Source organism: Candidatus Hydrogenedentota bacterium (assembly GCA_035450225.1).
Classification (GTDB): domain Bacteria; phylum Hydrogenedentota; class Hydrogenedentia; order Hydrogenedentales; family SLHB01; genus DSVR01.
In genome coordinates this window covers 1-25,248 of the sequence record DAOTMJ010000036.1, presented here as the reverse complement: position 1 = coordinate 25,248, position 25,248 = coordinate 1, and the positions used below count along the sequence as shown (strand labels likewise).

The 25,248-nt window shown below is 58.9% G+C and carries 21 protein-coding genes; 9 read left to right on the top strand and 12 right to left on the bottom strand.

The genetic code is table 11. The features are described 5' to 3' along the window. Positions 1-12 precede the first annotated feature (12 nt). On the bottom strand, positions 13-1,059 hold the full coding sequence (locus tag P5540_15740) for an alpha-L-fucosidase (protein ID HRT66270.1): 1,047 nt from the start codon (positions 1,057-1,059) through the stop codon (positions 13-15). Positions 1,060-1,362: 303 nt separating this feature from the next. Here P5540_15740 and P5540_15735 point away from each other — a divergent pair, with 303 nt between their 5' ends. Continuing rightward, positions 1,363-2,310 (top strand): phage tail protein, encoded by a 948-nt coding sequence (locus P5540_15735; GenBank protein ID HRT66269.1) that lies wholly within the window; start codon positions 1,363-1,365, stop codon positions 2,308-2,310. A 274-nt stretch (positions 2,311-2,584) separates the two neighbouring features. Further along, a complete protein-coding gene (gene flgK, locus P5540_15730; GenBank protein HRT66268.1) occupies positions 2,585-4,279 on the top strand; it encodes a flagellar hook-associated protein FlgK in 1,695 nt (564 codons plus the stop codon). Positions 4,280-4,281: 2 nt separating this feature from the next. On the opposite strand, the gene P5540_15725 is transcribed toward flgK, so the two are convergent. From P5540_15725 to P5540_15710, 4 genes are all read right to left on the bottom strand, one after another. Next, a complete protein-coding gene (locus P5540_15725) occupies positions 4,282-5,130 on the bottom strand; it encodes a PmoA family protein (protein ID HRT66267.1) in 849 nt (282 codons plus the stop codon). Between the two features lie 91 nt (positions 5,131-5,221). Further along, positions 5,222-6,406 (bottom strand): GDSL-type esterase/lipase family protein, encoded by a 1,185-nt coding sequence (locus P5540_15720; GenBank protein HRT66266.1) that lies wholly within the window; start codon positions 6,404-6,406, stop codon positions 5,222-5,224. 10 nt (positions 6,407-6,416) lie between these two features. After that, complete coding sequence (locus tag P5540_15715) at positions 6,417-8,639, bottom strand: glycosyltransferase family 39 protein (GenBank protein HRT66265.1); 2,223 nt, start codon at positions 8,637-8,639, stop codon at positions 6,417-6,419. An 85-nt stretch (positions 8,640-8,724) separates the two neighbouring features. After that, positions 8,725-10,170 carry a radical SAM protein gene (locus P5540_15710; GenBank protein HRT66264.1) on the bottom strand — a complete coding sequence of 482 codons (1,446 nt, stop codon included), beginning with the start codon at positions 10,168-10,170 and terminating at the stop codon, positions 8,725-8,727. Between the two features lie 370 nt (positions 10,171-10,540). Between P5540_15710 and recF the strand changes: the two genes are divergently transcribed. The 5 genes from recF (at position 10,541) to P5540_15685 (ending at position 13,414) form a co-directional block, all read left to right on the top strand. Beyond that, positions 10,541-11,614, top strand: a complete 1,074-nt coding sequence (recF, locus tag P5540_15705) for a DNA replication/repair protein RecF (GenBank protein HRT66263.1) — start codon at positions 10,541-10,543, stop codon at positions 11,612-11,614. A gap of 136 nt (positions 11,615-11,750) precedes the next feature. Further along, positions 11,751-12,092, top strand: a complete 342-nt coding sequence (locus tag P5540_15700; protein ID HRT66262.1) for a DUF721 domain-containing protein — start codon at positions 11,751-11,753, stop codon at positions 12,090-12,092. 58 nt (positions 12,093-12,150) lie between these two features. After that, entirely contained in the window at positions 12,151-12,858 is a 708-nt protein-coding gene (locus P5540_15695; GenBank protein ID HRT66261.1) for a glycosyltransferase family 2 protein, read from the top strand. Between the two features lie 3 nt (positions 12,859-12,861). Beyond that, positions 12,862-13,254: a DUF2304 domain-containing protein gene (locus P5540_15690; GenBank protein ID HRT66260.1), complete on the top strand. Its 393-nt coding sequence runs from the start codon at positions 12,862-12,864 to the stop codon at positions 13,252-13,254. After that, the gene (locus P5540_15685) at positions 13,232-13,414 is read left to right on the top strand and encodes a hypothetical protein (GenBank protein HRT66259.1); all 183 of its coding nucleotides are present in this window, start codon (positions 13,232-13,234) and stop codon (positions 13,412-13,414) included. Before P5540_15690 ends, P5540_15685 begins: the two co-directional genes overlap by 23 nt. Before the next feature lie 33 nt (positions 13,415-13,447). Here P5540_15685 and P5540_15680 read toward each other — a convergent pair whose 3' ends face one another. The 7 genes from P5540_15680 to P5540_15650 form a co-directional block, all read right to left on the bottom strand. Further along, positions 13,448-15,007: a GDSL-type esterase/lipase family protein gene (locus tag P5540_15680; protein ID HRT66258.1), complete on the bottom strand. Its 1,560-nt coding sequence runs from the start codon at positions 15,005-15,007 to the stop codon at positions 13,448-13,450. A 121-nt stretch (positions 15,008-15,128) separates the two neighbouring features. Further along, on the bottom strand, positions 15,129-16,067 hold the full coding sequence (locus P5540_15675) for a glycosyltransferase family 2 protein (GenBank protein HRT66257.1): 939 nt from the start codon (positions 16,065-16,067) through the stop codon (positions 15,129-15,131). A 133-nt stretch (positions 16,068-16,200) separates the two neighbouring features. Then, positions 16,201-17,415 (bottom strand): GDSL-type esterase/lipase family protein, encoded by a 1,215-nt coding sequence (locus tag P5540_15670; protein HRT66256.1) that lies wholly within the window; start codon positions 17,413-17,415, stop codon positions 16,201-16,203. Positions 17,416-17,433: 18 nt separating this feature from the next. Beyond that, positions 17,434-18,237 carry a thermonuclease family protein gene (locus P5540_15665; GenBank protein HRT66255.1) on the bottom strand — a complete coding sequence of 268 codons (804 nt, stop codon included), beginning with the start codon at positions 18,235-18,237 and terminating at the stop codon, positions 17,434-17,436. Positions 18,238-18,502: 265 nt separating this feature from the next. After that, a complete protein-coding gene (locus P5540_15660; protein HRT66254.1) occupies positions 18,503-19,168 on the bottom strand; it encodes a phosphatase PAP2-related protein in 666 nt (221 codons plus the stop codon). Positions 19,169-19,287: 119 nt separating this feature from the next. Then, positions 19,288-19,566: a hypothetical protein gene (locus tag P5540_15655; protein HRT66253.1), complete on the bottom strand. Its 279-nt coding sequence runs from the start codon at positions 19,564-19,566 to the stop codon at positions 19,288-19,290. Beyond that, complete coding sequence (locus tag P5540_15650; GenBank protein ID HRT66252.1) at positions 19,566-21,131, bottom strand: sodium/solute symporter; 1,566 nt, start codon at positions 21,129-21,131, stop codon at positions 19,566-19,568. The genes P5540_15655 and P5540_15650 overlap by 1 nt, the downstream gene beginning before the upstream one ends. 263 nt (positions 21,132-21,394) lie before the next feature. Here P5540_15650 and P5540_15645 point away from each other — a divergent pair, with 263 nt between their 5' ends. Both P5540_15645 and P5540_15640 read left to right on the top strand, forming a co-directional pair. After that, on the top strand, positions 21,395-24,637 hold the full coding sequence (locus tag P5540_15645) for a PAS domain S-box protein (protein ID HRT66251.1): 3,243 nt from the start codon (positions 21,395-21,397) through the stop codon (positions 24,635-24,637). A gap of 8 nt (positions 24,638-24,645) precedes the next feature. Further along, positions 24,646-24,954, top strand: coding sequence for a response regulator (locus tag P5540_15640; protein ID HRT66250.1), 309 nt, complete (start codon positions 24,646-24,648; stop codon positions 24,952-24,954). The last annotated feature ends 294 nt before the right edge of the window (positions 24,955-25,248 follow it).

Genomic DNA, 25,248 nt, shown 5'->3' with positions numbered 1-25,248 from the left:
GCCGACCTCCATTTACAGTCCCGCATTCTTGCGCAGGCGCATGAGCGCCTGGACCGATTCGTCCGGGATCAGGCCATGTTTGTCCGGGGGCACGTCGAGCAGGAAGTTGACGCCCCGCGCACGGCATGCCTCGAACTGTTTGGCCAACGCGTCGTCTGGGCGCGGCACGTCGCCCTCGACCCAGAACCATTCCTTGCCGATCGGATCGCAGACCTCGCCGGGTATGTAGTATTCCTTGCCCTCGATTGTACGCCACTTTTGATAGCCCTTTTCGACCGGTAGGCTGCGCTCGATGGCGATGAGGTCCGAGGGCCACGCGTAGTCCACGTTGTAGGTTTCCTGTGTCGAAATGCCGCTGTTCATCATGATGACGATTTCCGGCTGAAGTTCGGCGATGTGGCGGTAGAGGAAGGTGCGGTAACCGCGGCCCAACAGGCCGGGAATGTCAATCCACATCTCGGCGATGGCGCCGTACTGTGTCAACAATTCCGTGACCTGCGCCGTCTGGAAATCATGGTAGAGCGACGTGGTGTAGAAGGGTTCCTTGCCGTCCGACCACGTTCGGCTGCCGAAGCGGTTGTGATTGTCCCACGAGCAGTAATAGAGACCCGGCAGCACGCCCTTGTCGCGGCAGGCCGCGACGAACCGTTCGAGCACATCGGTCTTGTCGGTGCTGTTCACGACCGAGTAATCCGTGTATTTCGTCGGCCACAGGCAATGCCCGGCCACATGCTTGGCGCAAAGCACGGCATACTTCATGCCCGCGTCGCGTGCGACGGATACCCACTGTGCGACATCCAATTTGTCCGGCGCGTACGTCGTGGCGGGCGCATTGCCGTCCGGCAGTTCGTTCTGGACATAGGTGCTCATGCCGAAATGGATGAACATGCCGTAGCCCCATTTTTCCCATGCCTGCAGCTGTTCCAACGACAGCCGCTGGTTACCTCGTTTGGCCGGCTTTTGCGCTTCGGCCGAAACCTGTTCCGGCATCGCGGCCGCCGCCAGCAGGCCGCCGCCCGCCGCCATGAAACCCCGCCGAGAAACATCGTTTTCACGCATGGCTCATCCTCCGTTGCGCCCTCGCGCAACGTCACTATAGCACGGACCGCGACATACACCAACCCGAACACCTGTTTACATGTTGACGTTGCCGTCTAAGGCAAGGTTGATTGGGAACGCTTGATTATCCAGGAGCCTTGACGCATTTGGATTTTGTAAATCGCCGCCGCTTCTACAATGCGAGAAGTCTTTGCATTCGACTATTCGAATGATCCGAAAGACTTTCACGGGATTGCGGTTGGAATATCCCACTAGGCGGTTTTGTTTGATGAAACAAGGTTGATTCAGAGAAGGAGACCGGTTATGAAAACAAGATACTATATCGGGTTGGGCATCGTCAGCCTGGCCGTTAGTGTTTTCGCTTTTCCGCAAACACCCGCCCATGCGACCCATTTCGCCATCCTCTTGTCCGGGGATTCCGGAGACGCGCTGTTGGACGATTGTGTATCTGCGGAAATAGACGATCTGATTGTCGAAGTCGTCAAGGAAAAGGACGAGGCCACGGGGGAAGTACTTCGGAAACGCCCCGGAAAGGTCAAGTATTCCAATATCACACTTCGCGCCTTACCGGGAAGCGCTGCATCGGGCGAACTTCAGACATGGTGGCAGGAGGTTTCCAAGGGCAAGGACATCCGCAAAAATATTACGGTCGTTCTGCGAGCCGATGGGAAGGCGGGTTTTGACGACGCCCAGCCCCGGTATACGTTCTTCAACGGCCGGCCGGAAGAATTTTTCTTGACCGAGGAACCCGGATTGGATGGAACGCTTTCCGTAACGGAAAATTACCTGTGTTCGACTCGGGGTCTTCATTTGTATGCGGGTAAGGCATTCCAGCCGCCGAAAAATGTGCGAGCGAAGATAGCCCTGGAACACATCGGGCGGTTTTCAGTCGAGAATGCCTTGACCGGATGGTCGGGGGGCGAACCGGCCCTCGTATTGGGGTTCCTGCACAATGGGACCCGTTACCACGAGCCGTCTGATAGTCCGTTTGTGACTAATCTTATCCTGAAAAAGGAAGGCCCAGCCGGTTCCGAAGCGTTGTATGACTGGATTAATATTCTCGCGAGTGGCGAGGATCCCACTGGCATCCTGGAGATTACGGAAGCCAAGCCGAACGGCCGGCCCGGACGTAAATACACCTATCATGAAGCGTGGCCGTGCCGTTGGAAAGCGCCCAAATTGAACGCAAACTCCGACACCTACATTGTTGAGGAACTGGAATTTGCCGTTGAACGTGTCGAGCGCGGGTAAGTCATCCGTATCGCAAGTTCGGCAACAGATAATCGCAATATGACAAGCGCCGATTTTCGGTGCTTTTTTTATGACTGTGGCATACAGGCCCAATCGTTGGCGAACGTGTTTTTCCCTGTCCGGCAAGGATTGCCGGTCCTGTCCAGGAAAAGCGTGGGCGCCGAAATTCCACAAGTGCCCGGTACTAAAGGAGTTGAACGGATTCGCCGATAATTGGAACACGGGTTGCTTTCCTTGGCATGGATTGATCTTCCCGCAACGGATTGGAGGTCCCATGGGAACCCTGTTCAGTACGCTCGATATTGCCCGTTCCGGGCTTCAGGTGGCCCAAGTCCAAATGGATGTGGCCGGCCACAATGTCGCCAACGTAAACAAGGAAGGTTACTCGCGCCAGCGGGTGGACCTTGTCAGCCCGACACCGGTCACGCAGTCCTACGGCGCCATCGGACGCGGTGTTCAGGTCAAACTGATCGAGCGCCTGCGGGAAACCTTTCTCGACACGGTCTATCGCAACGAGGCCGGCAATCTTGGGGCGTCGAATATCCGGGCGCCGTATTTCGATCGCATTCAAGACTTGTTCAACGAACCGGGCGATCAGGGATTTGGGTCAAATATCACGGCGTTTTTCGATTCGCTCAACGATTTTGCGAACAATGTCGAGGAAGTGGCGGTGCGGATGTCGGTCGTCAATCAGGCGGAAACGCTGGCGGCCAGTTTCAACCAGTTGGCCCGGCAGATTTACGCGCTGCGAACCAATGCGAACGAGGAAGTCGTCAATACGGTTCCGGACATCAATTCGCTGGCCCGGCAGATTGCCGCGCTGAACGTGACGATTCGCAATTCGGAAGCGGCGGGGGTCAAAGCGAACGATTTGCGCGATGAACGGGATCTGCTGCTGGATCGCCTTGCGGGCACGGTCAATATCCAGTTCCGCGAACGCGACAACGGCCAGATAGATGTGTTGATAGGCGGCGAATCGTTTATTGATGGCGACAAATTCCGTGCGTTGGAAGCCGTGCGCGATCCGGGTATCGATTCCCTGCGGCAAGATCTCGTGACGGTCCGTTTTGCCGACAACGGCCAGGCGGTCAATGTCCAGGGAGGTCTGCTGTATGGCGCCTTGCTGGTCCGGGATACGGATCTGGCCGTGCTGACGAACCGGGTGGATACGTTGGCGGCAACCATTATCCGCGAGATCAACAAGATTCATGCCGCGGGCAATGGCCTGGACAATCTTTCGGGCGTTGTTTCCGCCGCAAATGCCGTGACGGATGCCTCGGCGGCGCTGAATGCCGCGGGATTGCCGTTCGCCGTTGAGCCGGGGAGTTTCGATGTGGTCGTCTACGATTCGTCGGGCAACACCGCAGTTTCAACCGTTCTCGTTACGGCCGCCACGACGCTGGACAGTCTTGCGGCCGATCTCAACGCGATAGGCCACTTTTCGGCGTCGGTCGCCAATGGCGTCCTGAGCCTCGGCGCGGCGTCATCCTACACGTTCTCCTTTGCCAACGACACGTCGGGCGCGCTGGTGGCGCTGGGGATAAACGGACTCTTTACGGGTCATGACGCCGCCGGTATGGGCGTCAACAAGGCCATCGAGGACAATCCCCGGCTGCTCACCTCCGCGTACAGCACGAATGTGCTCGACACGGGCGACAACACCGCCGCGCTGGCCTTGGCGAACCTCCGAAACATGAAGGTCCTGGAAAACGGCGCCGCCACAATCAACGATTATTATGAAACCACGATTGTACGCGTCGGAACCGACGCCCGCGCCAATGAGCAGCAGAACAGCGTGCAGAAATCCTTCGTGGACGATTTTCTGCGGCGCAGGCAGGAAGTTTCCGGGGTTTCCATAGACGAGGAAGTCACCAACATGATGCTATTTCAACGCGGCTTCGAGGCGTCCGCCCGCGTCATCAGCGTCATTGACCGCATGCTCGACGCCCTTTTCAACGCGGCCGCGTAGCGTTACTCCGGCTGGGCGATCCATTCCGCATACCGCGCGGCGATGGTTTCCGGCGATACGGCTCCATCCCAGACGGCAACGCCGTAGCAGAGGCGCAGGGGCTTGTCCGCCCCGACGGTCAAGGGTTCCTTGTGGAGGTTCAGGGTGGCCGAGAGATAAGCGAAGGGCTTTGCCATGGTGAACCATGTCGCCAATCTTATGTTGGCGGGGTGGCTGAACATCGCGACCGTCACCGGATTGCCGTCAACGGCGCCCAGGCAGGCGCACCACGCCGCGGTAAAATTACGCTCGTCGCCCCGCACGATTTCGCCTTCCGCGTTCTCCGCGTTGCTGAAGACGGCGGTGTTGTCCATGGAGGGCGGAAAGCGCATGCCGAGTCCGAAATAGTGCGATCCGGTAAGGGTGATTTGGTCCTTTCCTTCCGGCGGCGCCAGCGTGGAACGCCATGTGACGAGAGTCGCAGTAGGATTTCCGGCGCGGGTTCCGGCAAGGGTCCGGCGTTCGATCGCCATGGCTTCGCCCGATGCCGGTTTCCGCCATTCAATTCGTTGTTCGATCGGATTTCCGCCCGTGAATTTCGTGCTTTCTTCCCGGCCGTTCGCCGGCGTTTCGGCCCAAAAATCAACGCCGTCCACCGCCACGGCGAACATAAGCCCGTGATGATGGATGTGATCCGGCACGTTGTCGCGGAGGACATTGATGCCGGAGGGCGAAAACAGTTGCTGGACATACGGTTTGCGGAGATCCGGGGCTTCATGGCGATAGATCAAGATCTTTTCAAGGGCGTATGTTTCGGCATGCCCTTGGGCGCAGAGTATCAACGGAACCCATGCCCATTTTCGGATGTTCAAGGCGATTCCTCCTCCTGCCGCAAACACGGCGCTTTCGCATCATGATGGGGCAAACGGCGTCCTAAAATCCAATGCGTTTTTTTCGTGGAATCTATCGGGCGCGCGCAATCCGTTCGGCAACGGCGTCCGTTATGAGATCGGCGTAGAGCGCGTTGCCCGCCGGGCTGAAATGCCGGTCAAGTTCGAGATAGAGGTCCGATCTTCCGCGATGACGGCGCATTTCATCCAAGACGGAAATAAACGGGATGCCTGCCCGGCGGCATGCCTCGCCGACGGCGTCGTCCACGGCATGGGTCGTGAGCATTTCGGGAACGACCTGAAATCCAATGCGCTGAACGTTCCGGTACGCGGCGTCGTTGACGTAAAAACCTTCCGGGATGGACAGGGCCAGGACCGGCGCGCCTTCCCGCCATGCGGCCTTGTGTATCCGGCGCAGGTAGTGCGTCATCATGAATACGGGAAATCGCAACCGGCGCGGCGAAACGGTATTCATGAAATAGTCCGGCTCGCCCGTGCTGTGGGAAATGAGCCACGGATTCAGCGTGCCTTCGAGAAAGGCTTCTTTGACGGCGGGTTCGAGCGCGTCGTATCGCGCGCGCATTTTCGGGCCCATGCCGTCCAGGATGTCTTTCGCGCTGCGGGCGAACCACGCGCGCATGTCGTCGGCGCTTTGTTTCGGCGGGGTGTACGGACCGTTGCGCGCCGCCCGGGTTTTCCAGTATTGGTACAGCCTTCCAAGATTGGGATGGTGGCGGAGCGCCATGAGAATGGGCGAAAAACATTGTTGCAGGTCGTCGCCGTTCAGAATGCCGATGAGCACCATGTCGGGTTTCAGCACCGGCAGCACGACATGGGCGATGCGCGCGTATTCTTCGGGACCCGCGGCGGGCTTGCCGAGATTGAGCACTTCCACGTCCAATCCTTTTTGGCGCAGATTGGCCTCCAGCCGCTTGCACCACGTTTCTTCGAGATTGACGCCCCAGCCGTAGGTGAACGAGTCGCCGAGGGCTACTATCCGAAACGCTTTCCCCTTGTTCAATGAGACTTCGTGGTCTCGGAAGCCCAGCGAGTTGATGATTTCGCGGCATTCATAATCGTGCATTTTTGAATGCCCTTCCAGGCCGGGTTCGAACAACAGGCCGAAACGGCCCGTTTGGAGCGTCCGGGCAAGGTATTTGCCGGCCAACCCATCGCAGGCATGGAGAAACAGATCCGCCAGAAGCACGGAAAAAACGACCAAGGCCAGATTGACGGCTATCGCGCGAAGCCTGCTCATTCGTTTCTCCCTATTGCGCGCCCGGCGCGGCTGCCCGTGCAAGGGCGGCTTCCAGTTCCCTGCAACGCGGCTGATCTTCCGGCAGACGACTCGCAATCGCTTGCCACATCGCCGCCGCTTCTGCCTGCCGCCCGGATATTTCGATCGCGGTGGCGGCGGTATAGTGCCGATTCAGTTGCCCGTTGAAATCGGGCACCGGGCTTTCGAGAAACGGCGCGATGGCCTCCTGATCCGTTTCCGTAACGGCCCAGACGCCGAAGGGAAGACGGGGCGCTTCCGGATGCGTCATGCACCAAAAGTAATCCCTGAACGGTATAATGAGCACATGCCCCAGCGCCTCGAGTTTTTCGGCCTCTTCGAGGCAGGCCTGAAAATCGCCGGCCATGAGGCGGGTCTTTATCCCGGTGAAAAAAAACGCGTTTGTTGGCGTGAGGAACCGGCTTTGTTCAAATGCGGCCCGGGCTGCTTCTTGGTCTCCCTTTGCAAGTGACACAAACCCCCGCAGGGTGGGTTCGGCTTCGTAGTTCCGCGCGTAGGCATCCGCCAGTTCGATTTCGCCGGCGCGCAACAAAAAGAAAACCCGCTGCCATTCGTCGAGAATCTCATAGTTGTAAGGGAACGGGTCGGGCAACATGCGCAGGATCATCTGGATATATTTCTCGCGTTTTGGCAGATCCAGTTCCGCCAGTCCGAGCGTGTTTAGTTCCGCCTCGCAACGCATGCGATCTTCGTCGGAGAGGCATTGAGGCGGAACAAGAGCGTCGCTGCTTCCGCGCATTACGGAATACACGGCCAGATTTTCCCAACCGGGAAATTCCCTGAATTCGCACACGAGCCCCGCCGCGTTCAGTTTGTGTTCGAGTTCGGGAATCGGTCCGGTATTGCGACACTGCGCATAGATGATCCAGGCGCGTTCGATCGTTGCCGTCCCTGACGAGCGCCCCATCATCGAGGCGCACACGTCCGTTGTCACCTGAAAATTGTTGACGCACAGAAAGGGATTGGGGAGATCCCACCCGTTGGCGCGAATGATGTGCGGCTCGAAAATGTCGCAAATCAGCACCGGTTCATGCGGCTTTGCGTTGGACCGGATGTAATCGGTCGTTGACGACCAATGCGTAATGACGGTTGACGCATGGCCGGCGCGAAGATCGTACAGGCAGCCCGCGGCAAGCAACACGGCGACCGGCGCGCGCCACCGCCGCCACGGCAAACAGGCCACGACGCCGCCCGCAATCGCAAAACGGCCGATGGCCATGTAGCCAAGATACCGCGGAACAAGATACGCAACCGTGAATACATGATTCAGCGCGCCCGCAACGAGCAGCGGCACGGTCATGAGGATTAACAGGAACAGAACGGGGGGAGAACAAAGTCTCCGGCCGCCGGCGATGGAAATGCGTTTCACGCCAAGCCCGTCCAACGCCATCATGACCACCATGGCCAGCATCAGAAACGCAAAGACGCCGGCCAGCGCCCATTGCGATTCGCCGCAAAAGCAATCTATGAAATTGCTCCATCGAAACGGTTCGTTCATGATGACCAGAGGAGGGTTCAGGTACATTTTCAGGAACAGCGGGAAAATGCACAGCAATTGAAGCAATATCCATGTTGCGACCGTCCGGAAACGCGTCCGAACGATCGCGAGAAGCGAAACCATTTCGGCAAGCACAAGAAAGAGGCTGAAAAAATGCGTGAAGACGGCCACGACGTTGATGGCAAGACATCCCGCCCACCATCGAAAACGACCGTCCTGCAATGCCCGGACGAACAGGTAGGCGGAAAGGGCGCAGAAAAACATCATGGGCGCATAAAAGCGAAGCGTTTTCGCTTCCCAAATTTGGGCGGGCGCCACGGCGAAACAGAACAGGGCCACCAACCCTGCCGTCCGGCCGAACACGCGCGCGCCCACGGCATACGCCAGCGGCAGCGAAAACAGGCCAAAGGCCATCGGCAGCATGCGCAACAACAAGATGTCTTCGCCCACGACCCGTGCCCAGACATATTGCAGGAAAAAGTATACCGGCGGGGTGAGTCCGGTGCTGAGCACGTCAATCAACGCCGAATAGAGCGAATAGGTCGAGGCGCCGAGAAAACCCACCCCGCCCACGTATTCGTCGAACCACAAGTTTTGATCCGCAAGGCGGTACAAGCGAAGGGCGGCTCCCGCCAACACGATGCACGCGCCGGCCCAGATGTCCCAGCGTCCGGGAAAATGTATCCGCTTGACCATTGTCATCGCCTGGGTTCGCCGCCGCCGCGCAGGCGTCCATGACCGCCCTTCACGACCGGGCGCGCGGCGGGAGCCATTCCTCCCATTACCAGAAATACCGAATGCCGTCCATGGCCACCTTGAACATCGTAACCGGCGACCGGGGAATGGCGTGTGGAAACAGGCAGGTGGCTATGCGGAATACGGTAAATGAAAAACCGATCTTGCGCGCGATGCCGAGAGGGAGCCGGCCGCGAATCAATCTTTTTATCCACGGCGTCATGAAGTTCGGAACGGTGCAATACATGGTGCCGAGGCAGGCGATGCGGGCCTGAATTTCCTTTTCCCGCCGGGTATAGCAATTCAGCGGACTCAATGCGCTGAATCGCGTGATCAGATCCGCATCCGGTTCAAGATATTCGTTTTCCTCGGCAATTTGGGCCAGTTTGGTGCCGCGCGAGGGACTGCACACGCTGAAAGTGGGCACGGTCAGACCGAGACGGCGCGTGAATTCAAGCGATGTGAAATCGTCTTCGAGCGTCGTGCCCGGGATGGCCACCATCGTGTTGCCATAGGTTCGCAGTTTGTACTTGCGCGCCAGTTCGAATGCGTTCACCATTTCCTCATCGGACAAGCGCCGCTCCAGAATGCCGTTGCGAATGGCCTCCGTGCCGGCTTCGACCGCCATGGACACGGAGTAACAGCCGGCCTTGGCCAGCAACCGGGCCGTATCTTCGGTGAACGTGTTGGGCCGCATGAGGCAGTAAAAGGGTATGCGTATGCGGGCCGCGTATTTTTCCGAAAACTCCTCCAGCCATTCATCCGCCCGCAACGCAAAAATATCGTCGAAAAAGCGGATGAACCGCACCGGCGGATACCGCTTGATCACCTCCTCGATTTCGGCGAGCACATGCTCGACCGACCGGCGCCGCATAATCGGCCCGCAACCCTTGAACATATTGTTGTAGGCGTGGTTGTAGCAGTACGAGCACGAAAACGGGCACCCGCGGCCCGTAATGAACGACCGCAGTCCCGTGTGCGGCAGATACGGCACCGCGCGGTAGTACAGGTCGCGATCCGCGAACGGGTACGCGTCCTGATCGACGATAAGTTCGCGTTTCTCCGCCCCGGCGCCTGTAAGCGCAATGTTGGGAATGCCGGCGAGATCCTCCCCGTTTTCCAGCCGCCGAAGCACCTCCGGAAACGCCCGTTCGCCGTCGCCCTGGCAAATCGCGTCCAGTTCCATTTCGTCGAGAATGCCCGGTGAAAACGTGGGGTGGGGACCGCCCATGATGCGAAAGACGCGCTTGCCGGTGGCGCGCATCCGGCTTTTCAAGGCATCGTCGGCTTGCTTGAACGCGTCAATTTCACTGCCGATGACGCTGTAGGCGACGACATCGGCCCCAAACGTTTCGACGGCCTTGACCAGTGGTTCTTTCTTGAGAATCGTCAACCCTACCGCATGCCCGGCCTTTTTAGCAATGGCCGCCAACAGCATGACGCCATGCGGTTCGATGGCATACGGAATACGAATCACGAAAAGAACGCGCAACGCCCGGCACTCCTATCCCCTTTTTGGCTGTCGTTGCATCCGCAAAGAGCCAAATCCGGGGAATTTTCACGGTTTTTTCTATATACAAATCGTAGGAAAAGTATATAGACAACAGGGCGACAAAACAACACGATGCCGGAGCAAACGCATCGAATTTCACCAGATATCCATAAGCCTGTTTTAATGCCTTAAAGTCTGGCTTCTATAAATAAAAAACAACAAGAAAGTCTTGGGCGATTTGTGCAAGCAATTGAACTTTCATGATTAGGCAAGTGCGAAAACAGCGGGGTTTTGAGCGCGATGACGATTTCGATGACGCGATCTCCACGGCAGGGGAAATCCAGGGGGCATTCGCCGTACAATCGCGTTCATGTACCTTGTTCGATTCACATGCGAGGGTTTTCGAGCCCTGCACGCGGTAGCGTTCGATCCCGCGCCGGGTATAAATCTGATTGTCGGCGACAATGCGCAGGGTAAGACATCGTTGCTCGAAGCGATCCTGTTCGCGGCGACCGCCCGCAGCCATCGCGCCCTTTCCGAAAGCGAATTGGTGCGGGCGGGCGCCGATTTTTTCCAGATCCGGGTCGAGGCGCGGCGCGATCCGCACCCGATCGCGATTGACGCGCGCTGGTATCAGGGCGTCAAACGCTTTCGGGTGAACGGCGTTCTTCAGGCGCGGATCAGCGACATTCTCGGCAAGTTGTGTGTCGTTCTGTTTTCGCCCGAAGACATTTCCCTGATCAAGGGGACGGCGGCCCATCGCCGCAAATTTCTCGACATGGAACTTTCGCAAATCAGCCCGCGCTACCTTGCCGCGCTCCAGTTTTACCGGCAATCCCTGCGGCAGCGCAACGAAGTGCTTCGCGCGGCCGTTCCGGACGCCGCCCAACTGGACGCCTGGGATGCGCAACTGGTTCAGCACGGGGCCGTCCTGATGCAGGAACGCGAGGCGTTCATTGCCCGGCTTTCCCAATTCGCGGCCGAGTCCTACCGTCGCGTGGCCGGCGGGGAAACAATGGCCATCGCCTATGAACCGGACGCCTCGTCGCCCGGCGATTTTGCCAAAATTCTTGGCAAGGGCCGTGCCGGCGACATTCGCCGCCGCGCCACGATGCGCGGGCCGCATCGCGACGATCTCGATTTCCGCGTCGAGGGACAGTCCGCCCGCGCGTTTGCCTCGCAGGGCCAGCAAAAAACCGCGGCGCTCGCCGTCCGCATGGCCGAACTCGAATTGGTCAGGGAACGCATCGGAGAGTATCCGGTCTTCATGCTCGACGAGGTTTTCTCCGAACTTGACGAACATCGGTCGCGTCAGTTGATCGATTCGCTGGATCCCGGCGTTCAATGCCTATTGACGGCCACCGCCGTTCACCGGCGGCATTCCTTGTTGAGTCGCGAACATGCGACGTTTCGAATCGTGCAGGGCAACCTTGAAAAAGAATAAGATCGAATCATACGGCCCGGACGGAACCGTCTGTTTTCACGGGTTATTGGAGCAATTTTGTTTACGATAACGAGCAGAAACGCGAGCTGGAACGCGAGCAGGGTGGAGGCGAAGCGCATTTTCGGAGCAGGCTCAGGTGAAAAAGCGTGGCATTGAGAGCATTGGCGAGGTGCTCGCCAAACTGACCAAGACGACCAAACTGGGGCGCCAAATCGAAGAAGCGCACATCTGGGAATGGTGGCCCGAGATCGTGGGGCCGGTTCTTGCCGAGCACGGTCGTCCGCATGCCATCCGCGATGGCGCATTGACCATCGAAGTGGACAGTGCGGTTTGGATGAACAAATACGCCTACCATAAATGGGATATCCTCAAACGCATCAATCAGCGGGCCAAACGCGAACTCGTTTCCGATCTTTTCCTGCTGCTTACGCCCGACGAGGAACCCTTGCCTCCCGCGCAGCCGTCCGGGGAGAATTGAAAGGGGATCGGGCTGCGGCGGTTGCACGGCCGTCGGTGCTCCCGGTAGGATGGGCGTTATGAGTCGCACGTTGGTGATTATACCGGCTTATAACGAGGAAGAGACGATCGCGCAGGTCATTGAGAATGTCCGACGCGATGCGCCCGGTTGCGATGTGCTGGTGGTGGATGACGGGTCGTCGGACGGCACGCCGGACGTTGTAACGAACACCGGTGGCGCGGCCCTTGTGCGGCTCCCGTTCAATCTGGGCATCGGCGGCGCCATGCAAACGGGATACCGGTATGCGCTGCGGAACGGCTATGACATTGCGGTGCAGTGCGACGCGGATGGGCAACATCCGCCGCGCCGCATACCGGATCTGGTGCGGCATGTGGAGGAAGGCGCGGCGGACCTGTTGATCGGTTCGCGCTATGTCGCCGACACGGCTTATGCGCCGTCGCTGACGCGCCGCATCGGAAAATCGCTCATGTCCCGGCTTGTGGACACGTTGATTGGGGGTGGCATTACGGACACGACCAGCGGATTTCGCGCGGCCAACCGGAAGGTCATCGCTCTTTTCGCCAAGGACTACCCGGACGATTACCCGGAGGCCGAGGCGTTGATTATGCTGTACAAGAACGGCCTCAAGGCCGCCGAAATGCCGGTGGACATGCTGCCACGGCAGGGCGGGCGCACGTCCATTCGTCCGCGCCACGCGGTCTACTATATGGTCAAGGTCGGCCTGGCCATTCTCGTCCACATGTTGCGCAAAGGAGGAGCCGCCTGATCCATGGAGCCATCATCCCAAGCCGCCTTCACCGCGCCGCACCGCATCGGCCTGTTGATCTTGAGTCTCGCCTTGTTTCTTTTGGTAATCGAGTTGGTGCGCCGGCGGCGTTTCAAGGAACGGTATGCGCTATTGTGGATCGGCGCATCGGCGGGTGGCCTTGCCGTGGGCATTTTCCCGGGGATCATTGTCTGGATCGCGCGCGTCACGCACGTGCAGTTTCTGACGGTCTTCTTCGCGACGGCGTTTCTGTTCCTGTTGTGTCTTGTGTTGAGTTTCAGCATGGTCATTTCGCGGCTGGCGGATGAGAATCGTGTGCTTGCGCAGGAGCTTGCGCTGCTCGAACACCGTTTGAAGCGGTTGGAGGACGGCCATGAGCGGCCATCCGGCGAATAAGTGGCGCGCAGCCGCCGTGCTTGCGGCCGATATTTTATGCGGCGCGTGGCTTGTCGGCGGAAGCCTCTTCTTTTTTCTGCGCTTTTCGATGACGTTCTACGCGGAGAACAAGGCCGCCGTGGATTCGATTCTCGACGGACTTTTCCCCGCGCAACGCTAATTGCGTGAAACGATATGCGCGGGCCGCCCTTTGTTATTTGCCGCCGTTTTCCACATGTCGGGCGAGTTGCGAAGGGATTTCGATGCCAAGTTGCCGGCATTCGGCCAGTTGGGCTTTGGCATCCGCGAAACGGCCGGCACCGCACAGCATCTCGATAAACCGCATACGGACCTGCGGGTGTTTGGGATCTATTTGAATGGCCGCCTTGAAGGCGGCGGCGGCGCCATCCATATCGCCTTTGCGAAAGAGCGTGGCGCCGATGCTGACCGGCTTTGCCGGGTCGGCCGGGTCGAGTTCCGCGGCCTTGCGGTAAGCCTCGAGTGCGCCATCCAAATCGTTTACGGCAAAAAGGGCGTGTCCCAGCGCAAACCATGGCCGGGCCTGATCCGGAAAACGTTCCGAAAACGCCCGCCATTCGTGTATGCGCGCTTCGGCGTCGCCACGCCGCCGCAACAGGACATCCAGTTTTTCGTACGGCATGAAACAGGACGGGTCGGCGGCAATCCACTTGCGATAGCGCGCCATGGCGGCTTCGTCGTCGGTCAGCGGATCGTGCGGGGTTCCCGTGTTCGGCGGCCGGGCCGTTCGATTCGAGAGCAACCCGGTTTCATACAGTTTCCTGATTTCACCGGCCAGATAATCGGCCACGACGCGATTGCCTTCGGCATTCAGATGGATATCGTCCAGAAAAATCCGGTCCGAATGCTCTTCAAGCAATGCATGGAGCGATATCGCGGGCGTGTGGGCGAGGCGCGCCGCTTCCGTGACGATTCCCGCGTAATGCGGCTGGTTCAATTCTTCCCCGATTATTTCCGAAAGGGCCGGCCATGCGAGAAACACGGCCTGTGCGCCGTGCGCCGCGCAGACGTTTTGAATTTCGATAAGGCAGTCGAGCATTTCGCCGGGGCGCAACCGCGCCTTGCGCGGACTGAAAAGCGGGGCGCGATCCAAATGTGCGCCGCGGACCGCGTCTTTCAACAGCGAAATGAAACCGAACGGAGACGCCTTCGGATTTTCCCAGTCGCAATCGCCGATTCCCGGGGCGGGAATTTCGACCGCGTCGTTGTAGGCGAAGCAGACCAGCACAAGGTCGGGATCGAGATCCATTCCACGTTCGCGCAGGTATTGCAGGCCTTGAAGCGTGGTATATCCCGGCACGCCCGCATTGACGACATCCACCGAGCCGGTTTGCTCGCGGTCGAACGCCGCTTGCAGATACACCGGATAGGTATCGCCGTCGCCGACACCAAGTCCGTAGGTCCTTGAATCGCCGATGGCGAGAATGCGGAACCGCCCACCTTTGGGTGAAAGCGGCGCGCCGCGCAACCCGTGTGCATTGGTCGAAGCCGTCCACTGCTGCGTCACGCCCTTGAACGAATAGCCCTGCGGCACGTCTTTCAGGTTCGGCTTCAACCGCCACATCAGGACCGGATCGTATTCGTGGCACATTGTCCAGTTGAGATGAACGGACGAAACCAGCATGGCCCGTTCTTTCCGATTTGCGAGAAAGCGTCCGGCGCCTTCGATCACGCCGGCGGCGATGATCAGCGATGTTAGCAACAACACCATGTTTTTCAGGCGTATCCACGTCATAATGCACGTTTTCCGGGGTCATTCGCCATGCGTATACCTGCATTCGTAATCGAAGGACGAATCCGAAACCCGAAAATCCGGCGACAGAGACAACATGGATTGCATCACGTTGTCCATGCGCCTACCGTTCCCATTTTTCCCGCACAATATAGGCGGGGTCTTTTCGCAGGCTGATGAAATTGCGGATCGTGAATTCGCCGATCAGCGACAACACCGCCAGCAGCACAAGGAGCGCGAAGGCCAGCGCATTGAGGATCAGCCCCGTCGTGACTTGGTCCAACACGCGAAAATCCACGAAAACACCCGCCAAGATCCGCAGCAGAAACAGAACGCTGGCGAACACACATGCCGCCGCGAGCCATTGAAACGGACGTTGGAGCATTTTCATCAGGTTGTCCATGTTGTAGGCCCACAATTTTCGGAACGTCCACCCGGACGCGCCGTATTTGCGTGGGAAATGCGTCACGGGCACTTCCCGGCATCGCTGGGCCTTTGCAATCAGGTCCACGTTGCTGAACACGTGAAACGGGCCGTATTCAAACGCGCGCACAATTTTGGCGTTGTATATTTTGAAGGTGCACCCGAAGTCGCGAAAGGCGCTTTGCGACGCGCGCCGCATGATGATATTGGCCAGGCGCGACGGCACGACGCGCCAGAACGAATCCCGCCGGTTGGCGCGATAGCCGCTTACCACGTCGTACCCCTTGTCGTATTCGGCGACGAGCAGCGGCAAATCGGCGGGGTCGAGTTGCAGATCGCTGTCCATAAGCACGATGGCCTTGCCGCGCGCCTCGGTTATCGCGGCTGTGATGGCGGCCTGTTGGCCCGCGTTTTTAAACAGGTCCATCACGACGCGAACATTGGGATCGCGGGTGAAAATGGCCTTCAATTTTTCAAACGTCGCGTCCGTGCTGCCGTCGTTGACCATGATGATTTCGTGGGGGCGTCCCAAGGTCGTCAGGGCCGCCGAGAGCCGCGCATGGAATTCCTCGATGCTGTTCTCCTCGAAATAGCACGTGATCAGCACGGAAAAATCCGGCGCTGTTCGTTCGTCGTGCATTACCAGAATCTCCAAGAGACACTCAAAACCCAAAAGGCGGACACCCCGTTGCCGTTTCCGTCTCGCCGCTTGACAGAGACATTGCAGTCGGGCCGCATGCGACATTCATTATGGCACAGGATGAACGGCGGCCTCATCTTCGCATCGCCTGGAGCACGGCGGGGGTGATTAGTTCGGCGAATAATCGGTGGCCTTTCGGTGTAAAGTGTCCATCCAGTGCGTAATACAAATCCGATTCGGTCCGGTGTTCCCGAAAGGCGCTCGTTACCGTGGCAAAAGGAATTTCCGCCCGGTTGCACGCGGCGCGGATCGCCTCGTCGGGCGCGTCCGATGCGAGCATGGCCGAATCGCAGGTATAACCGAGGCGCCGGTACCCCTGCAGCGCCGTTTCGTTGACATACGCTCCCAGAGGCACGGAAACGACCAGTACCTCCGCTCCGTTATGGAGCGCCGCCTCGCGAATGCGGACGAGATGGGCGGCCACCGCACCGATGGCCGTCGCGTTCGCATGCGCCTCGCCGGGAAGGGCCGCGTTCCGCAGCAAATCGGGATATTTGGTCGCGACATTTATCACAAATGGATTCAGGTTTCCGGATTCAAAGGCCTGTCTCACTTCCGGATCGAGGGCATCGTACCGGGCGCGCTGATCCGGCTTCATTTTTTCCAACACCTGCCGCGCTGCGTCGGCCTGATCGGAACGATTTTTCTCCACGTTGGCATTCAGGGGCGGGCGGACGGGTTGCGAGGCCGTCGCCGGTTTCAACACGCCCCGGCGTTCCTGCACGAGTTGCAGCAGATGGGGCCATAGCCGGTTTGCGGTCCGGACAATCCAGGAAGGCGCCGGAGCGGATCGGGGGGGATCTCCGGTCATGTCGTCTGTTTGCAGGAGGGCCACCACGATAAGATTCGGCTTAAGCACTGGAATCGCGCGTTCGGCGGCGTCCGCGTAAAAGGCCGGATCGGCGCCGGGCTTGCCGAGGTTCATTACCGCGGCGTGACATCCCCGCGCGCGCAACATGGTTTCGAGTTGTTTGGGCCATGTCTGTTCCGCCTCGACGCCAAATCCATAGGTAAACGAGTCGCCCAGCGCCATGATGCGGTACGCGCCGCGGGGAATGGCCAGCGGTTCCACGTCGCGGTACCCGTAGCGGTTGATGCGCACGGTGTACTTAAATTCACCGGTGTCGTACGCCATTTCGGAACCGGGCGGAAATACCAGTTCCATGCTGGAGGGAAGCGGATTGGCGTCCACAAACAGAGCCGCCGCGCGATCGGCGGCCACACTCATGCCGACCGCCGCGGCAATCCCCGCGCACAGCAACCCCACATTGACCAGCCAATGCCGCACGGAAAGAAGCGACCCACATTATTGCGGCGGCAGGGGAATGGGAGGCGGCATGATGCCTTGCTGCATCATGGCTTCTTGTTCCGCCTTGATCATGTCGGCTTCTTCCTTCTTTTGCGCCTCGGCGATCCGCTTTTCCTCCTCTTGGATCAGCCGTTCCTGTTCGGCGCGGATTCGCGCCTGTTCTTCTGCCACCGCTTGTTGTTCCCGTTCAAATTCGGCGCGGGCCGCTTCAGCTACGTCCGCATCGCCCCGCAATACGAGTTTGGGTTTCTTGCCGCCGGTCGCCGGCTCCGTGGCATCGCGTGAATCGCCGTCCGCATCGGCTTGGACACGTTCGGGCGATCGGCCGGCCGGCGTTTTCGGTTTTGCGGCCGGGACCGCGTCAAGCGCCCACAAACCGAGGTTTTGCATTTTGGCCCCGGCCTCCAGATCCCGATAGCGCGCATTGTCCGGCGCGGTCATCCGGTTCCACACCCCCATGCCTTCGCCAAGAACCAACTGCGCCAAATCGGTCCCATCCGATAAAAAGACCGTGCCTGTTACGATGCGATCCGAACGCTTGACCACCACAACCTTGACTTCCTGATCGAGCGCCCGATTGGCGGTGAACGCTTTGGCCTGTTTGCCTTCCGGTGTTTTGGAATCGGGCGACTTGACCCCGTCGAGAACGACCAAGTCGCGTTGTCCATCATGTTCGACTTGGATGATATGGCCGGACGATACCGACGTTACTTTGCCGGTGAACTCCTCCGCGCCGGCAAAAGACACGGCGCCCATCGTACAAGCAACCGTCACAACGGCGAAACCAACTATTCTTTGCATGGCCATCCCCTTTTCCGTAGCCGGGCCTGACAATCTGCATTCACTCCAACCGACTCCAGTGTATGCCATGAAATATTTCCTGTCAACTGGCTGGCCTTTTGACAGGCCGTTTGCCTGCATCAAGGAGTTTTTGTAAAAGCGTTTATCCGTGGGTGGAGGATGGTCTTTTATTGACGGCTCTTTGGTTCCCCGTCTCCGCCGGTGCAAAACAGGACGTGCTGTCCAGTCTGTCATTCATGGAACGTAAAAACGCACAACGCCCGCGTCAGCCCTTGTTTTCCCGCGACAGATGCTTGTGGGCAAATAGAACAAGCCGCCAGCTGCCATAGGCGAAGAATGGAGCGGCATAGACGTCTCCGCTGTAGTGGACATGCTGCGCGATAACGCCGAAGGCCACGAAGATTGTTCCCGCCAGGAAAAACCATTTCAGGCGCGGCGAAGTGGCTGTCAGATAGAGCAGGAACATGGCCGAAGTGTGTCCGCTGAAGAAGAGGTCCTTGGTGATCAGCGAGCCCGTGCCGAGATATTCGACGATGGGATCCGCGAGCGGGATGATGGTCGGCAAGGGTTCGAGCGGCACCAGATAGAGCGCGATGGTGCGCAGAAAAACGAGCAGCGCCATCGCCTGGAACGCCTTGGCCAGCCGATGGGGATCGCGAGCCAGAAAATAAATGCCCGTCAGAATGGACGGCCAAAGCACAAAAAAGATGGGCCACGTCAGGCGAATGGGGCCTATCGCGCGCAAAACGGGATCGTCGAGCGGAACGCCCGGCCGCGCCTGGCCGAACAGCATCAGTTCCGCGCAAATCCGCACCGAAAGGACCAGCAGCAACAACGTCAGCGCGCATTCGGCGGCAAAATACCTGTTCCAAAGGGCTTCACGCCAGATCGTGCTTATCGAGGGCTTTTCCGGAACCGTTTCCGATGACATGCTGTTATCTCTTCAGGCGGTGACCGCTCTTCCGAAGAATTCGGGGCCGCGCATTTCCCCCGTTTCTGTTCCGCCACGCAAGAAAAGCGGGGAATAGCGGGAATTCCACGGGAAAAACGTTATCTAAAATAGAAATAGACAATCACGTGGGGGGTCATGGAGATGACGGTCCATAGTCGCAGATCGGTCCATACCGACTTGTAGGGACGGCCCCGGTTCACATAATCCTTGTTCAAAAACAGGCCGACCCATGCCATGGCGGTCAGAAACAACCCCACGCCGCAAACGCCGGCGGCCCAGTCGGGCAACATGCGCAAGGCATTGTCGATCGGGGTGAAGATGGGCGAGAGGACGGGATAGAACACGACCTTGCAGAAATTCTGAAGCATTTCTTCCATTAGTGCGCGATCCTTTCTTGCAGTGCTTCCTGGGCCTCCTCGTCCAGCACGACGGAACTCCACACCATTCCGCGCAGTTTTTCGTCCGATTCGGGCTTGGTCAGCAGACTGACCACAATCGTGACAATGAGCGCAAAAACAAACGACCACCACGCCACGAAGAGGAACGGTTCCTCGGACGGGAATAGTCCGGGGGTATACTTGAGCACAAAGCAGCACATCACGCCGAGAACCAGTCCGGCCAGCCCGCCGTATCCCGTTGCGCGGCGCCAGATGATACCCAAGAGCAGAATCGCCAACAACGGCCCTTGGAACAACGAGAGAATCGTCTGCATGAAGACGTAAATTTGCTCGCGGTTCGCGATCGGCTCGGCCAGAAGTGCCGTCGAGACGATCAGCGACGCGGTGATGACCCGGCCCATGCGAAGCGCCGTTTTTTCGCTCATCGGCCCCTTGCCGACCCAGTTGCGGAGTTGTCCGATGATGTCGGTGATAAAAATAGTGCTGGTGGAATTCAGGGTGGCCGAGATATGCGACATCATCGCGGCAAAGAGGGCGGCGAACATCAACCCGCGCAGTCCCGCCGGCATCAACAGACGAATCATTTCAGGCACGGCGCGATCGGCGTTTTCGGGTCCCAACTGGGGAACCAGCACAATCGCGCAAAGTCCCGGCAAGGCCACCATCAGGGGGATGAAGGCTTTGAGGAGACCGCCGAACAACATGCCGCCTTTTGCGTCCCACTCGGATCGCGCGCCGAGCGTGCGCTGCACGATGACTTGGTTGCCGCTCATGTAGGCGACGGCCATCACGAGGCCAAGGCCGAACACGATGCCCGTCCATGGAAAAGGTCCCGTCGTGTCATGGGGCAACAAGAGGGTGAAATGATCCTGGAATTCCGGTCCCCTGGCCAGGACCTTTTCCTTGAGCACCGACCATCCGCCGACTTCCCACAGACTGAGCGCCAGCAGTCCGAAACCGCCGACATACATCACGATCAACTGGACCACGTCAGTGAAGACGACGGCGGTCAAACCGCCCGAAAACGTGTAAATGCCTGTGATGCCCGCCGTAATCCACAACGTCCAGTAGGGATTCCAGCCCAGTACCGTCCCCATGAGTTTATCGGCGGACAGCCATTGCATGATGGCCAGCATGAAGAACAGCACCACCGCCCAGATGAGCCCGTTGATGAACTGGACGGCCGTGTTGTACCGGCGGCCCAGGAATTCCGGGATCGTGAACACGCCCGACCGCCAGAAGTACGGCACGAATACGAAAGCCGCGATGACCATCGCCGGCATTGAACCCATCCAGTCGAAATTCGCCGCCGACACGCCGTTGCGGTATGCCGCGCCCGCCACCGCCACGAAATCCGTCGCCCCGATGTCGCTGGTCACGATCGAAAAGCCGATCGCCCAGAACGGCAACGCCTTGCCGGCGATGAAAAAGTCCTCGGCGCTGCCCACGAAGCGCGTGCAATAGATTCCCAGCATGAGGGAACCGGCCATATAGACGAAAATGATGATGACGTCTATAAAATGAAGCCCGATATATTGTTCCATGTACCACTCCCTGCTTCGTGCATCAAACGTTACACTGCCCGCTGCGGGCCGCTTGGAAGGCCCAAGTATGCCACGATTCGTAAGGCCATACAAGAATTCAGATCATCCCTTTTACCGAGCCTCGCTCGTTTCGTATCGTGCCCGTAACCGAGGGATGAGCCTGTTTTTTTACCCATGCGCTTCTTCCAATACAGTTTTCCAAAGCGGTTGACTTCGCACATGGGGAACACTACCATGATAATCGGTTTTGGGGTAACGGCGTGATGGCGCATAAGGCAGGCGAGGCGAGGATCTCATTCCGCGCGGCTTTTGCCGGCGGCGCGCTGGCGGCAGGGTTGGGTGTTTGCACGCTGGCCGGATGGACGTTCGGCTGGCTGCGGCTGGCCAGTTTTTCGAAGGATTTCATCCCCATGGCGCCGAGCACGGCGGCGCTGTTCATCGTGTTTGGGTCGGCGATTATGCTGCGCGCGTGTGCGACGGCGAAGGGAACCCGGCGGCTGGGGAAGACGCTCGATCTGGTGGGAACCTTAACGGCGATCGTTCTGCTGGTGTTGTCGTGTCTCGAGGTGCAACTCCCGGTCGAGCACTTGGGATTATCCGTTGCCGACACCTTCGGCGGCGCGCCGCTTGGCCACATGTCGCCCATCACGGCGTTTTGCTTCGTGTTGGCGGGTTTTTCGTTTCTGGCTTCGTTTGCGTCCACGCCCGAACGTCCACGGCTGGCCATCGAGGCCTTTTTTCTGGCTTGCCTGCTTGTGGCGATATGCGCCGTTTTGCTGCTGGGATATCTTTCCGGGCGCCCGTTTTTCTATGGCGGTTCCATTATTCCACCGGCCGTCTCAACCCTGCTGGCTTTTCTGGCGCTGGGCGTGGCTTTGCTGTCGTTTTCCCGGGTGGGTTTGTGGCCGCATAACGAGCCGGTTCGCCGTGCATCCTCGCTGCTCGTAATGGTGTTCCTTGGACTCATAGCCGGGACGATTGCCGCGGGGCATTTCTACTATCAAAATTACAAGAACCATTTCCGGGCCGAGATCGAGCGCGAATTGACGTCCGTGGCCGAACTCAAAGTGAGCGAACTCGTGCAGTATCGCAACGAGCGACTGGCCGATGGCGCCACATTCTTTGGCAACAAGGCCTTTGCCGGACTGGTCAAGTCTTTCTTTGCCGAGCCGGAAAACGCAATGATCGCAAGTCAATTGCAGAGTTGGCTGGCCAAGTATCAGGAACACTATCAATATGATCGCGTCTTCCTGATGGATGCGGATTGTGCCGAACGCCTGTCGGCGCCCGAGGCGTCGTCGCCGGCATCGTCCGCTGTGCGGGCGGGCGCGGCGGACGTGCTGCGGACAGGCCGCGTGGCCTTGCAGGATTTTCACCGGAACGAATACGACGACTGTGTATACCTGACCGTTCTGATCCCCATAATGGACGATCGGGATGGCGGACGCGGGATAGGTGTTCTGGCCTTGCGCATCGATCCGCAGACCTATCTCTACCCGTTTATCAACCGCTGGCCCACACCGAGCGAAACCGCCGAGGCCGTAATCGTTCGCCGGGAAGGAAACGAGATCGTTCACCTGAACGATCTTCGGTTCCAGAAGAACACGGCGCTTGTCTTGCGTTTCTCCTTGGACGATACGGACATGCCCGCGGCAAAGGCGGCGCTGGGGCAGGAGGGGATCGTCGAAGGGCGCAACTACAAAGGGACGCCCGTGCTGGCCGCATTGCGCGCCGTGCCCGATTCGCCATGGCTGCTCGTTGCCCAGAAGGACTTGGACGAGGCCTATGCGCCTTTGCGCGAACGCTTGTGGCAGATGATTGCGGTAATCGCCTTCCTGCTTGTCGGGGCCGCCGTGGCCGTGGGATCGGTCTTCCGGCAACAGCATCTGCGCTTCTACCAGGAGCGATACCGTGCCGCCGAGGCGTTGCGCGCGAGCGAGGAAAAATTCCGGGGCATGGCCGAGCATTTGGCCGACGTCCTGTATACAACCGATGACAAGGGGGTTATCACCTACGTCTCCCCGTCGGTCCGGCTGGTGTTCGGCCTGGATCCGGAAGACATGATTGGGCGATCTTTCTCGGAATTTCTGGCGGAAGGGGAGGCTTCCCATGCGTTGGACGTCTTTTGGACGGCGATTCAGTCCGGGCATCCCCAAGAGGGTTTCCGGGCGGAGATGAAGCGCCGCGACGGTTCCTGTTTCACGGGGGAATTGAACAGTTCCATCCTCTGGAAAGACGGCCGGGCCGCGGGAACCATCGGCCTTATCCGCGACATTTCCGAACGTTTGCGGACCGAGAAGGAATTGCGGGCGCTCTTTGAATACGAAAAGGCGTTGTTGGCCGCCATACCCGACATCGTTATGGAGGTGGATGCCAACAAAATTTACACCTACGCCAACGAGGCCGGCCTCGCGTTTTTCGGGGATGACGTGGTCGGCAAGGAAGCGGCCGATTATTTTGTCGGCGATCAGCATGTTTACGAGGAAGTTCAACCGCTGTTCAATGGCGACGAAAACGTGATTTATATCGAAAGCATGCAGCGCCGGCGCGACGGGGAACCGCGTTTGCTCGCCTGGTGGTGCCGGGTGCTCAAGGACGAAAACGGGCAACCCGTCGGCGCCATTTCGTCGGCGCGCGATATCACCGATCGGCGCAGGGAGGAAGAGGATCGGAAGCGGCTCGAGGCACAGTTGCGGCAGGCGCAGAAGATGGAGGCGGTGGGCCTGTTGGCGGGGGGCGTGGCGCATGATTTCAACAATCTGTTGCAGGGCATTCTAGGCTATACGGAGTTGGTGCTGTGCGATTCATCGCTCGGCGACAAGATCCGGGCGGATCTGATCGAAGTACAGCGTGCGGCCGAGCGCGCGGCCCAGTTGACCCGGCAACTGCTGGCATTCAGCCGCCGCCAGGTCATCGATCCGCAACCCATGGATCTCAACGCGGTGGTGGCCGAACTGGCGCGCATGATCCGCCGCGTAATCGGTGAACATATCGAACTCGACGTGATCCCTGGCCACGACCTTGCGACCGTACGGGCGGACCGCAGCCAGATCGAACAGGTGCTCATGAATCTGTGCGTGAATGCCCGCGACGCCATGTCCGAAGGCGGACGGCTGACGATCGAAACGCAGAACGTCGTGTTCGACACGCAATACTGCGCCACCCACGAGTGGGCGGTTCCGGGCCGGTACGTCCTGCTGAGCGTCACGGATTCCGGATGCGGCATGGAATCGGACACGATGCAGCGCATCTTCGATCCGTTTTTCACGACGAAGGAAAAGGGCCGGGGCACCGGGCTTGGGCTGGCGACGGTGTACGGCATCGTGCGGCAGCATGACGGCATGATCCAGGTTTACAGCGAAGTCGGAAAGGGATCGAAATTCAAGGTGTACTTGCCGGCTATCGAACAATCCGCGGCGGTCGTCGAACGCGCGATTCCCGAACCGGTGCTCGGGGGGGCGAAACGATTCTGCTCGCCGAGGATAACCTTCAGATTCGCAAGCTAGCCAAGCGGATTCTTGAAGGCGCCGGATACGCGGTGCTCGACGCGGCCGATGGAGAGGAAGCCCTGGTCTTATACCGGCAGCACGGCCGCGCCGTGGACCTGCTCCTGTTGGACGTCGTCATGCCCAAGAAAGGCGGGCGCGCCGTATACGACGAAATCCGCGCGAAACGCCCGGGGATTCGGTGCCTGTTTGCGAGCGGGTACAGCGAGAATGCCGTCCACACGAATTTCATCCTCGAATCCGGCATGCACCTGCTTCAGAAACCCTACCAGCGCGACTCGCTGCTTCGCGCGGTCCGGAAAGTTTTGGACGAATAAGCCCAAGGCGGCAGTAGGCGCCGAATGCTTTCCGATCGGGCTGTGTTGAAAACAAAATTAACGCAAAGTCGCAATGACGCATAGGGTTGGATTCCCACGGAAAACAATGGGTTGAAACCCTAATGTACAGACTTTGAGAGTACCGTGTTCTTGCTTGTATTCACCTACCCTGAACGCGCATGGGAAATCTTTTGGCCGCGGAACGTGGGACAGACTGTCCAGTCTGTCTCTGGAGTTTATACATTTTCAGATCGGTCGAATGAGACGGTGTTCGACACGAAGTCCCGGAGGGAC

What these genes read in the sequence shown, in the direction of transcription:
- P5540_15720 (HRT66266.1), bottom strand. Translation starts at nt 6,406, where the DNA reads ATGAGCAGGCTTCGCGCGATAGCCGTCAATCTGGCCTTGGTCGTTTTT.
- P5540_15680 (HRT66258.1), bottom strand. Translation starts at nt 15,007, where the DNA reads ATGACGTGGATACGCCTGAAAAACATGGTGTTGTTGCTAACATCGCTG.
- P5540_15665 (HRT66255.1), bottom strand. Translation starts at nt 18,237, where the DNA reads ATGCAAAGAATAGTTGGTTTCGCCGTTGTGACGGTTGCTTGTACGATG.
- P5540_15740 (HRT66270.1), bottom strand. Translation starts at nt 1,059, where the DNA reads ATGCGTGAAAACGATGTTTCTCGGCGGGGTTTCATGGCGGCGGGCGGC.
- P5540_15735 (HRT66269.1), top strand. Translation starts at nt 1,363, where the DNA reads ATGAAAACAAGATACTATATCGGGTTGGGCATCGTCAGCCTGGCCGTT.
- recF (HRT66263.1), top strand. Translation starts at nt 10,541, where the DNA reads ATGTACCTTGTTCGATTCACATGCGAGGGTTTTCGAGCCCTGCACGCG.
- P5540_15660 (HRT66254.1), bottom strand. Translation starts at nt 19,168, where the DNA reads ATGTCATCGGAAACGGTTCCGGAAAAGCCCTCGATAAGCACGATCTGG.
- P5540_15655 (HRT66253.1), bottom strand. Translation starts at nt 19,566, where the DNA reads ATGGAAGAAATGCTTCAGAATTTCTGCAAGGTCGTGTTCTATCCCGTC.
- P5540_15645 (HRT66251.1), top strand. Translation starts at nt 21,395, where the DNA reads ATGGCGCATAAGGCAGGCGAGGCGAGGATCTCATTCCGCGCGGCTTTT.
- P5540_15715 (HRT66265.1), bottom strand. Translation starts at nt 8,639, where the DNA reads ATGGTCAAGCGGATACATTTTCCCGGACGCTGGGACATCTGGGCCGGC.
- flgK (HRT66268.1), top strand. Translation starts at nt 2,585, where the DNA reads ATGGGAACCCTGTTCAGTACGCTCGATATTGCCCGTTCCGGGCTTCAG.
- P5540_15650 (HRT66252.1), bottom strand. Translation starts at nt 21,131, where the DNA reads ATGGAACAATATATCGGGCTTCATTTTATAGACGTCATCATCATTTTC.
- P5540_15675 (HRT66257.1), bottom strand. Translation starts at nt 16,067, where the DNA reads ATGCACGACGAACGAACAGCGCCGGATTTTTCCGTGCTGATCACGTGC.
- P5540_15685 (HRT66259.1), top strand. Translation starts at nt 13,232, where the DNA reads ATGAGCGGCCATCCGGCGAATAAGTGGCGCGCAGCCGCCGTGCTTGCG.
- P5540_15690 (HRT66260.1), top strand. Translation starts at nt 12,862, where the DNA reads ATGGAGCCATCATCCCAAGCCGCCTTCACCGCGCCGCACCGCATCGGC.
- P5540_15695 (HRT66261.1), top strand. Translation starts at nt 12,151, where the DNA reads ATGAGTCGCACGTTGGTGATTATACCGGCTTATAACGAGGAAGAGACG.